The 9,582-nt window shown below is 73.0% G+C and carries 9 protein-coding genes and 1 pseudogene; 9 read left to right on the top strand and 1 reads right to left on the bottom strand.

The genetic code is table 11. From position 1 onward, the window contains the following. Positions 1 to 147, top strand: a pseudogene (locus tag GPJ59_RS37870) (SseB family protein); the annotation flags it as partial. 111 nt (positions 148 to 258) lie between these two features. On the opposite strand, the gene GPJ59_RS28290 reads toward GPJ59_RS37870, so the two are convergent. Further along, complete coding sequence (locus tag GPJ59_RS28290) at positions 259 to 636, bottom strand: DUF1844 domain-containing protein (protein ID WP_219670536.1); 378 nt, start codon at positions 634 to 636, stop codon at positions 259 to 261. 277 nt (positions 637 to 913) lie between these two features. On the opposite strand from GPJ59_RS28290, the gene infC reads away from it, so the two are divergent. From infC to GPJ59_RS28250, 8 genes are all read left to right on the top strand, one after another. Next, a complete protein-coding gene (gene infC, locus GPJ59_RS28285; protein ID WP_258025040.1) occupies positions 914 to 1,624 on the top strand; it encodes a translation initiation factor IF-3 in 711 nt (236 codons plus the stop codon). Positions 1,625 to 1,728: 104 nt separating this feature from the next. Continuing rightward, positions 1,729 to 1,923 carry a 50S ribosomal protein L35 gene (gene rpmI, locus GPJ59_RS28280; protein ID WP_219670535.1) on the top strand — a complete coding sequence of 65 codons (195 nt, stop codon included), beginning with the start codon at positions 1,729 to 1,731 and terminating at the stop codon, positions 1,921 to 1,923. 107 nt (positions 1,924 to 2,030) lie between these two features. Further along, a complete protein-coding gene (gene rplT / locus GPJ59_RS28275; protein WP_125652405.1) occupies positions 2,031 to 2,417 on the top strand; it encodes a 50S ribosomal protein L20 in 387 nt (128 codons plus the stop codon). A 187-nt stretch (positions 2,418 to 2,604) separates the two neighbouring features. Continuing rightward, positions 2,605 to 3,462: a TrmH family RNA methyltransferase gene (locus tag GPJ59_RS28270; RefSeq protein WP_219670534.1), complete on the top strand. Its 858-nt coding sequence runs from the start codon at positions 2,605 to 2,607 to the stop codon at positions 3,460 to 3,462. 54 nt (positions 3,463 to 3,516) lie between these two features. Further along, a complete protein-coding gene (locus GPJ59_RS28265; RefSeq protein ID WP_258025039.1) occupies positions 3,517 to 4,932 on the top strand; it encodes a sensor histidine kinase in 1,416 nt (471 codons plus the stop codon). Positions 4,933 to 5,066: 134 nt separating this feature from the next. After that, positions 5,067 to 6,194 (top strand): phenylalanine--tRNA ligase subunit alpha, encoded by a 1,128-nt coding sequence (pheS, locus tag GPJ59_RS28260; protein WP_219670533.1) that lies wholly within the window; start codon positions 5,067 to 5,069, stop codon positions 6,192 to 6,194. Further along, positions 6,194 to 8,722 carry a phenylalanine--tRNA ligase subunit beta gene (gene pheT / locus GPJ59_RS28255; RefSeq protein ID WP_219670532.1) on the top strand — a complete coding sequence of 843 codons (2,529 nt, stop codon included), beginning with the start codon at positions 6,194 to 6,196 and terminating at the stop codon, positions 8,720 to 8,722. Before pheS ends, pheT begins: the two co-directional genes overlap by 1 nt. Positions 8,723 to 8,882: 160 nt before the next feature. Beyond that, positions 8,883 to 9,560, top strand: coding sequence for a PP2C family protein-serine/threonine phosphatase (locus GPJ59_RS28250; protein WP_219670531.1), 678 nt, complete (start codon positions 8,883 to 8,885; stop codon positions 9,558 to 9,560). The last annotated feature ends 22 nt before the right edge of the window (positions 9,561 to 9,582 follow it).

Here is a 9,582-nt window from a genome sequence, read left to right as displayed (position 1 = left end):
GGCGTGGACCCGGCCGAGGGCGCGGGCCGGGTGGCCCGGGCGCTGGCCGCCGACGAGACCCTGCGGGCCCGGCTGGTCCGCGGCCTGAGCCTGGCGCTGCTCCCCGCGGCGGCCCCGGCCCCCGGCGAGCCGCTGTTCACCCGCTGACCGCCGGAACGGGCAGACGAGCGAGGGCTCCGTCACACCTGAACGTTCAGGTGTGACGGAGCCCTCGCTCGCGTGTCCACACGTACAGCCGGTCCCGCCGGCCGGAGGCCGTCAGCCGAAGACCGGCCCGGTGAACTTCTCGCCCGGCCCCTGGCCCGGCTCGTCCGGGACGATCGAGGCCTCGCGGAAGGCCAGCTGGAGGGACTTCAGGCCGTCACGCAGCGGAGCGGCGTGGAAGGAGCTGATCTCGGTGGCGCTCGCCGTGACCAGGCCCGCCAGGGCGGTGATCAGCTTGCGGGCCTCGTCGAGGTCCTTGTGCTCGGAGTCCGGCTTGTCCAGGCCCAGGTTGACCGCCGCGGCGCTCAGCAGGTGCACGGCCACCGTGGTGATCACCTCGACCGCGGGCACGTCCGCGATGTCGCGGGTCATGGCGTCGTAGTCGGGGGCCGCATCGGCGTCGGTGGCGGTGGGGGGCGTTGCGTCAGTCATGTCCTCACCATAAGCCGTGCCGCCGATTCGCCTCCCCGGGACCCGGGTGCTAACCTTGTGTGACGACCGGCCGGAGACGCATGTCCCCGGCCCACAAGTGGAGGCTCCGACTTCCCACCTGACCGCCCTCCGGGGCGGCGGGTCACCGGTCACGCGGCATCCATCGTTCCGTACGGACGATGGAAAGCCGCGTCAGACGCGCCCCGCGGTTGCACGCGGCGGTGCTCCGGTTTCTTAGGAGCTCCCGCCTGTGTCCCGTCCGGGGCGTTTTCGCGTTCTGGACGGCCGGTCGGACGACACAGACGTCAAGCGGCCGCCCCGAGGCGGACGTGGGTGCAACCGAGGAGGATCCATCAGCACCGAGCCCCGCATCAACGACCGGATTCGCGTTCCCGAGGTGCGACTTGTCGGTCCCAGCGGCGAGCAGGTCGGGATTGTCCCGCTTGCCAAGGCGCTCGAGCTCGCACAGGAGTACGACCTGGACCTGGTCGAGGTCGCGGCTTCCGCACGACCGCCGGTCTGCAAGCTCATGGACTACGGCAAGTTCAAGTACGAGTCGGCCATGAAGGCCCGTGAGGCGCGCAAGAACCAGGCGCACACGGTCATCAAGGAAATGAAGCTCCGGCCGAAGATCGACCCGCACGACTACGACACCAAGAAGGGTCACGTCGTCCGGTTCCTCAAGCAGGGCGACAAGGTCAAGATCACGATCATGTTCCGTGGTCGCGAGCAGTCCCGGCCGGAGCTCGGCTACCGACTGCTGCAGCGTCTGGCGGAGGACGTCCAGGAGCTCGGTTTCGTCGAGTCGAACCCGAAGCAGGACGGCCGCAACATGATCATGGTCCTCGGTCCGCACAAGAAGAAGACCGAGGCGATGGCCGAGGCCCGTGAGGCGCAGGCCGCCCGCAAGGCCGAACGCCAGGGCCAGCCCGCCGCGGAGGAGGCTCCCGTCGAGGAAGCCGGCTCCGGGGACAACGCCGAGGCCTGATCCGGAGCACCCGCCCCGGATCACACCGATCACAACTGACGCTCCCGTGCGCCGGTCCGGAAACGGGCCGGCGGGGGCGCCACTGACGAGGAGATAACGGCGCTATGCCGAAGAACAAGACCCACAGCGGTTCCAAGAAGCGCTTCAAGATCACCGGCTCCGGCAAGGTGCTCCGTGAGCGCGCCGGCAAGCGCCACCTGCTCGAGCACAAGTCGTCCCAGCTGACGCGTCGCCTCACCGGCAACGCCGAGATGGCTCCGGCCGACGCCAAGAAGATCAAGAAGCTTCTCGGCAAGTGACGTTCCACCGCTCCCGGCAACGGGGAGCGGGACGGCGTCAGGACCGGGACCCAATCGATTTCGGGCCGTGTGAACACAACCGCGGCCCCGCTACAAGGAGTTAACAAGTGGCACGCGTCAAGCGGGCAGTCAACGCCCACAAGAAGCGCCGGGCGATCCTCGAGGCGGCCTCCGGCTACCGCGGTCAGCGTTCGCGCCTGTACCGCAAGGCCAAGGAGCAGGTCACCCACTCGCTGGTCTACAACTACAACGACCGCAAGAAGCGCAAGGGCGACTTCCGTCAGCTGTGGATCCAGCGCATCAACGCCGCTGCCCGCCAGAACGGCATGACGTACAACCGCCTCATCCAGGGTCTGAAGGCCGCCAACATCGAGGTGGACCGCAAGATCCTGGCCGAGCTGGCCGTCAACGACGCCAACGCGTTCGCCGCGCTGGTCGAGGTCGCGCAGAAGGCTCTGCCGGCCGACGTCAACGCCCCGAAGGCCGCCGCGTAAGGCCTTCGCCGGCCCGCGGACACGCGGCCGGCCCCACGGACCCGCAGGCGAGTCGCCTGCGGGTCCGTGTGCTTTCGCCCCCGCGCAGCCGCACCGGCTCCCGCCCGCCCGGCCCCGCCGCGCCCCGGACGGCCGAGCCGTGGACCACCGAGCGCGCCCCGGACCACCGAGAGAGAACCGCACAGACATGGGCACCCCCGCCGAGCTGATCTCCCCCCGATCCCCGCGCGTGGCCGCCGCCCGGCGCCTCCTGCGGCGCAACTTCCGCACCAAGGAGCGGCGCTTCATCGCCGAGGGCCCGCAGGCCGTCCGCGAGGCCGTCGAGCACCGCGGGAAGGCCGGCGCCACCCTGATCGAGCTGTTCGCGACCGTCGAGGCCGCCGAGCGCTACGCCGGCATCGTGGCCGCCGCGCGGGCCGCCGGCGCCCGCGTCCACCTCGCCTCCGACGAGGTCCTCGCCGAGGTCTCGCAGACCATCACCCCGCAGGGGCTGGTCGGCGTCTGCCACTTCCTCGACTCGCCGTTCGAGGACATCCTGCGGGCCGGGCCCAAGCTGGTCGCCGTACTCGCCCACGTCCGCGACCCCGGGAACGCGGGCACCGTGCTGCGCTGCGCCGACGCCGCCGGCGCCGACGCGGTCGTGCTGACCGACGCCTCCGTGGACCTCTACAACCCCAAGTCGGTCCGCGCCTCCGTGGGCTCCCTCTTCCACCTGCCGGTCGCCGTCGGCGTACCCGTCGAGCGGGCCGTCGAGGGCCTGCGGGCCGCCGGCGTACGCATCCTCGCCGCGGACGGGGCGGGCGAGCACGACCTGGACGCCGAGCTCGACGCCGGCACCATGGGCGGGCCCTCGGCCTGGGTCTTCGGCAACGAGGCGTGGGGCCTGCCGCAGGAGACCCGCGCCCTGGCGGACGCCGTCGTACGCGTCCCCATCCACGGCAAGGCCGAGAGCCTGAACCTCGCCACGGCCGCCGCCGTGTGCCTATACGCCTCGGCTCGTGCACAGCGGGCGCCCGGAGGGTGCCGCTCCGTGACCCCCAGCTAGTAATGTGGCCGCCCGGGGGCCCACGGCGCTACCGGAGATGTGGGGTGCGGGGACATGACCGTCGGTACGAACAGCTCCCCGCGGGACGCGGGGGCCGCGGGGACCGCGGGGGCCGCGGGGGCCGCCGAGGCGGCCGCTTCATCGACCCCGGCCGCCGCCGTCCCGGTCGAAACCCTCCCCGACCGGAGCGCCCCGGACCCGGGCAGCCGCACCCGAGCCGCCGCCGACGGGCTCTGGCCCGAACGGGCCGCACCGGCCCGGACCGTCCCGCCCCGTGCCGTGCCCGAGCCGGCCGTTCGGCCACGCCCCGCCGGGCGGGTGTTCCCGCAGCCCGCCCGGGCCGCGGGAGAGAGCGCGGCCGCGGGATCCGGCGCACAAGGTCCCGGCTCCGAGCCGTACGCAGCCGCCTCCGGGTCTGCCTCCGCCGCAGGCTTCGGCATCGACCCCGACGACCTGCCCGACGGGCTCGTCGTCGCGGACCACGCCGGCCAGGTGATCTGCTTCAACCGGGCCGCCGCCCGCATCACCGCCATCGCGCCGCGCGAGGCCCTCGGGGCCCGGATCGAGCGGGCGCTGCCCCTGGAGGACCTCGAAGGCCGCCGCTGGTGGGCCCTCACCGACCCCTACGGCGGCCTTGCCACCCGGCGCGGCCAGCCCGAGCGCAACCTGCTGCTGCCCGGCGGCCGCGAGGTGCTGGTCTCCGCCCGCTACGTGCGCACCCACCCCACCGGCCCGCTGTCCCGGCTCGTGGTCAGCCTGCGCGGTACCGAGGCCCGCCGGCGCACCGAGCGCAGCCACGCCGAGCTGATCGCCACCGTCGCGCACGAGCTGCGCTCCCCGCTGACCTCGGTCAAGGGCTTCACCGCGACCCTGCTGGCCAAGTGGGAGCGGTTCACCGACGACCAGAAGCGGCTGATGCTGGAGACCGTCGACGCCGACGCCAACCGCGTGACCCGGCTGATCGCCGAGCTCCTGGACATCTCCCGGATCGACTCCGGGCGCCTGGAGGTGCGCCGCCAGCCCGTGGACATCGCCACCGCCGTCGGCCGGCACGTCCAGGCACTCACCGCCAACGGCCAGGCCCCCGACCGCTTCCTCGTACGCCTGTCCCGGCCGCTGCCCGCCCTGTGGGCCGACCCGGACAAGATCGACCAGATCCTCGGCAACCTTCTCGAAAATGCGGTGCGACACGGTGACGGAACGGTCACCATCGACGTAGCGCCGCATGAGAAGGGAACAGCCGTCACCGTGACCGACGAGGGCCCCGGGATCCCGGAGGAGTCGATGAGCCGCGTCTTCACCCGCTTCTGGCGGGGGAGCAAGCGCGGCGGCACCGGCCTGGGCCTGTACATCGTCAAGGGCATCGTCGAGGCCCACGGCGGCACCATCACGGTCGGCCGCGGCCCCGGGGGCGGCGCCGAGTTCCGATTTACCCTGCCCGTCGGCGCGCCGGCGTACCTCTCCCAGTGACCCTGCGGAGGCGTCTCGCCAGGTGGCCCTCGGGCTCCTTCACCCCCAGCGGCCTTTAGACTCGTCCTTTGGCACCTTTGTGTCCTTGTGTCGAGCGGGGACCACCAGCCAGCCCATCGGAAGTACGGGAAGAGATGTCGGCACCGAACAAGTCGTACGACCCTGTCGAGGTCGAGGCACTGAAACCGGAAGAGATCGAGCGCATGCGGGACGAGGCGCTCGCCGCCTTCGCCTCCGCCGGCGACCTCGACGCACTGGCGCACGCGAAGACCGCCCACGCCGGCGGCACCTCGCCCCTGGCGCTGGCCAACCGCGAGATCGGCGCGCTGCCGCCGCAGGCCAAGGCCGAGGCCGGCAAGCGCGTCGGCCAGGCCCGTGGCGCCGTGAACAAGGCGTACGCGGAGCGCCTGGCGCAGCTGGAGGCCGAGCGCGACGAGCGCGTGCTGGTCGAGGAGGCGGTGGACGTCACGCTGCCCTACGACCGCGTCCCGGCCGGCGCCCGCCACCCCCTGACCACGCTGATGGACCGCGTCGCGGACATCTTCGTGGCCATGGGCTACGAGGTGGCCGAGGGCCCCGAGGTCGAGGCGGAGTGGTTCAACTTCGACGCCCTCAACTTCACGCCCGACCACCCGGCGCGCCAGATGCAGGACACGTTCTTCGTCCAGGGCCCCAAGGGCGTCGAGGCCGACGAGTCCGGCGTGGTGCTGCGCACCCACACCTCCCCGGTGCAGGCGCGCTCGCTGCTCGACCGCGAGCCCCCCGTCTACATCGTGTGCCCGGGCCGGGTCTACCGGACCGACGAGCTCGACGCCACGCACACCCCGGTCTTCCACCAGGTCGAGCTGCTCGCCGTGGACAAGGGCCTGACCATGGCCGACCTCAGGGGCACCATCGACCACATGGTCAAGGAGCTCTTCGGCGACGAGACCACCACCCGCCTGCGCCCGCACTTCTTCCCGTTCACCGAGCCGTCGGCCGAGATGGACATGCAGTGCTACGTGTGCCGCGGCGAGTCGGTGGGCAACCCCGACCGCCCGTGCCGCACCTGCTCCAGCGAGGGCTGGATCGAGCTCGGCGGCTGCGGCATGGTCAACCCCAAGGTGCTGACCGCCTGTGGCGTGGACCCCGAGGTGTACAGCGGGTTCGCGTTCGGATTCGGCATCGAGCGGATGCTGATGTTCCGCCACAACGTCGAAGACATGCGAGACATGGTCGAGGGTGACGTCCGTTTCACCCGGCCGTTCGGGATGGAGATCTGATGCGGGTCCCGCTTTCTTGGCTGCGGGAGTACGTCGACCTGCCCGCGGGCACCACCGGTCGAGACGTCGCTGCCAAGCTCATCGACGCCGGCCTGGAGGTCGAGACCGTCGAGCAGCTCGGCGCAGGGCTCAAGGGCCCCCTGGTCGTCGGCCAGGTGCTGACCATCGAGGAGCTGGAGGGCTTCAAGAAGCCGATCCGCTTCTGCACGGTGGACGTCGGCCAGGCCAACGGCACGGGTGAGCCCCAGGAGATCGTCTGCGGCGCCCGCAACTTCTCCGTCGGCGACAAGGTCGTCGTGGTCCTGCCCGGCGCGGTGCTGCCCGGCGACTTCGCGATCGCCGCGCGCAAGACGTACGGCAAGACCTCGCACGGCATGATCTGCTCGGGCGACGAGCTCGGCATGGGTGACGACGGCACGCACGGAATCATCGTGCTGCCGCCGGAGCACGAGGCCGGCACCGACGCCATCGAGCTGCTGGAGCTCGTCGACGAGGTCCTGGACATCGACGTCACCCCCGACCGGGGCTACTGCATGTCGATGCGCGGCATCGCCCGCGAGACCGCCACCGCCTTCGGCCTGCCGCTGCGCGACCCGGCGCTGATCGACGTGCCCGCGCCGAACTCGTACGGCTACCTCGTCAAGGTCGAGGACCCGGCCGGCTGCGACCGCTTCACCGCGCGCACCGTCACCGGCCTGGACCCCGAGGCGAAGTCCCCGATCTGGCTCAAGCGACGGCTGCAGAAGGCCGGCATGCGCCCGGTCTCGCTCGCCGTGGACATCACCAACTACGTGATGCTGGAGCTCGGCCAGCCGCTGCACGCCTACGACCGCACCCGGATCGACGGCCCCATCGGGGTCCGCCGCGCCGAGCAGGGCGAGAAGTTCACCACCCTCGACGGGGTCAAGCGCACGCTCGACGCCGAGGACCTGGTGATCACCGACAACAGCGGGCCGATCGGCCTGGCCGGTGTCATGGGCGGCGCCAACACCGAGATCGCCGACTCCGTCACCGACCCGGAGACGGGCGCCGTCACCGGCACCACGGACGTCGTGATCGAGGCGGCGCACTTCGACCCGGTCTCCATCTCGCGCACCGCCCGCCGCCTGAAGCTCTCCTCCGAGGCCTCCAAGCGCTTCGAGCGGGGCGTCGACCCGCAGGCCGCCGCCGCGGCCGCGCAGCGGACCGTCGACCTGCTGGTGCTGCTCGCCGGCGGCACCGCCGAGGCCGGCGTCACCGAGCTGACCGCCCCGGTCGCCCCGCGCACCGTCGCGATGCGCGCCGACCACCCGGACCGGGTCGCCGGCATGGACTACGGCCGCGAGACCGTCGTCCGCCGCCTCCAGGAGATCGGCTGCGACGTCTACGGCCAGGACGAGCTCGTCGTGACCGTCCCGTCGTGGCGGCCCGACCTCGCCGAGCCCAACGACCTCGCCGAGGAGATCATCCGGCTGGAGGGCTACGCCAACCTGCCGTCCACCCTCCCGCAGGTGCCCTCCGGCCGCGGGCTCACCGTGCGCCAGCAGCTGCACCGCCGGGTCGGCCGCGCGCTGGCCGGCGCCGGCTACGTCGAGGCGCTCAGCTACCCGTTCATCGGCGAGCAGGTCTTCGACCAGCTCCAGCTGCCCGCGGACGACGCCGCCCGCCGGGTCGTCAAGCTGGCCAACCCGCTCTCCGACGAGGAGCCGGCGCTGCGCACCACGCTGCTGCCGGGTCTGCTCGGCGCGCTGCGCCGCAACGACAGCCGGGGCAGCCACGACCTCGCGCTGTTCGAGACCGGCTCCGTCTTCCTGGCCGGCGACGAGCCGGGCGTCGCGGTGCGGCTGCCCGTCGACCGCCGTCCCACCGACCAGGAGGTCGCCACGCTCGACGCCGCGCTCCCGGCACAGCCGCGCCACGCCGCGGTCGTGCTGGCCGGCGCCCGCGAGCAGGCCGGCTGGTGGGGCAAGGGCCGCCCGGCCGACTGGGCGGACGCGGTCGAGGCGGCGCGTTCGCTGGCCCGCGAGGCCGGCGCCGAGCTGATCGTCCGGCAGGGGCAGTACGGCCCCTGGCACCCGGGCCGCTGCGCCGAGCTCGTCGTCACGCTCGGCGGCGTGGAGCAGGTCGTCGGCCACGCCGGCGAGCTGCACCCGCGCGTCGTCAAGGCGCTCGGCCTGCCGGCCCGCACCAGCGCGATGGAGCTCGACCTCGACCGTCTGGCGGAGGCCGGCGGCGAGGCGGCGCAGGCTCCGCGGATCTCCGCCTTCCCGGTGGCGACCCAGGACGTCGCGCTGATCGTGGATGCGTCCGTGCCGGCGGCCACGGTGGAGGCCGCGCTGCGCGAGGGCGCCGGCGAACTGCTGGAGTCCCTGCGGCTGTTCGACGTCTTCACCGGTGAGCAGACCGGCGAGGGCAAGAAGTCGCTGGCGTACGCGCTGCGCTTCCGGGCGGCCGACCGGACGCTGACGGCGGAGGAGTCGACGGCGGCGCGCGACGCGGCCGTGGCGCTCGCCGCCGAGCGGACGGGCGCGGTGCTGCGCGGGGCGTAGCACCCGTCCGCGGGGCCCCACGGGGCTCCCGGGAGGATCATGAGGGGCGCATCCGGGGAACCGGGTGCGCCCCTCACTCGTTCGGGTGAGAACTCCTGGCGGGTGCAGGGCCTGGTCCGGGCGCTCGACACAATCGTTGCGGCCGAGGGGAGGCCTGACGATGACCGATACGTGGGCCGTGCCCCAGGTGCGCCGGGCGTGCCTCCTTGCCTGGGGCGGGACGGCGGTGTCCTGGGAGCTGTCCTCCCCGGGGCGGCTGCTGCCGAGCCTCGCGAGCTGTGCGGCGTTCCTGCTGCTGGCCACCGGATGCGCGCTGCACGCGCGCCGGCGGCTGCTGCGCGAACTGCGGCGCAGCCGTGAGGTGGCCGGCGCCGTGCAGCGGACCCTGCTGCGGCCGCTGCCGCCCCGGATCGAAGGCCTGGGGCTGGCCGCGGTCCACGGCGGGGTCGTGGGCGGCGACCTGTACGAGGCGCTGGCGACGCCGTACGGGGTACGGGTGGTGATCGGCGACGTCCGGGGCCACGGGCTGCCGGCGCTCGGGGCCGCGGTGGCGGTGCTGGGCGCCTTCCGGGAGGCCGCGTACGACGAGCCGACGCTCGCCGGAGTGCTGCGCAGGCTGGAACGGGCGCTGCGGCGGGCCGCGGCCGACCTGGAGGACTTCGTCACCGTGCTGCTGCTGGAGATCACGGAGGACAGCGCCGTGACCGCCCTCAACTGCGGGCATCCGTGGCCGTACCTGCTGCACCCGGGCCCGGCGCCCCCGGCCGCGCCGGGGGCCGGCGCACGGCCTGCCGCCTGTCTCTTATACCCAGTTCCGAGCCCCAGAGACCGAGGCTGATCTTGTCTGGCATCCTCTGCTT

It is taken from the genome of Streptomyces bambusae (genome assembly GCF_019400985.1).
GTDB lineage: Bacteria > Actinomycetota > Actinomycetes > Streptomycetales > Streptomycetaceae > Streptomyces > Streptomyces bambusae_A.
The sequence above is the reverse complement of the archived record's forward strand: the minus strand, read 5'-3'. Positions and strand labels throughout refer to the sequence as shown.

What these genes read in the sequence shown, in the direction of transcription:
- GPJ59_RS28270 (WP_219670534.1), top strand. Translation starts at nt 2,605, where the DNA reads ATGGGCACCCCCGCCGAGCTGATCTCCCCCCGATCCCCGCGCGTGGCC.
- GPJ59_RS28250 (WP_219670531.1), top strand. Translation starts at nt 8,883, where the DNA reads ATGACCGATACGTGGGCCGTGCCCCAGGTGCGCCGGGCGTGCCTCCTT.
- pheT (WP_219670532.1), top strand. Translation starts at nt 6,194, where the DNA reads ATGCGGGTCCCGCTTTCTTGGCTGCGGGAGTACGTCGACCTGCCCGCG.
- rpmI (WP_219670535.1), top strand. Translation starts at nt 1,729, where the DNA reads ATGCCGAAGAACAAGACCCACAGCGGTTCCAAGAAGCGCTTCAAGATC.
- pheS (WP_219670533.1), top strand. Translation starts at nt 5,067, where the DNA reads ATGTCGGCACCGAACAAGTCGTACGACCCTGTCGAGGTCGAGGCACTG.
- GPJ59_RS28265 (WP_258025039.1), top strand. Translation starts at nt 3,517, where the DNA reads ATGACCGTCGGTACGAACAGCTCCCCGCGGGACGCGGGGGCCGCGGGG.
- GPJ59_RS28290 (WP_219670536.1), bottom strand. Translation starts at nt 636, where the DNA reads ATGACTGACGCAACGCCCCCCACCGCCACCGACGCCGATGCGGCCCCC.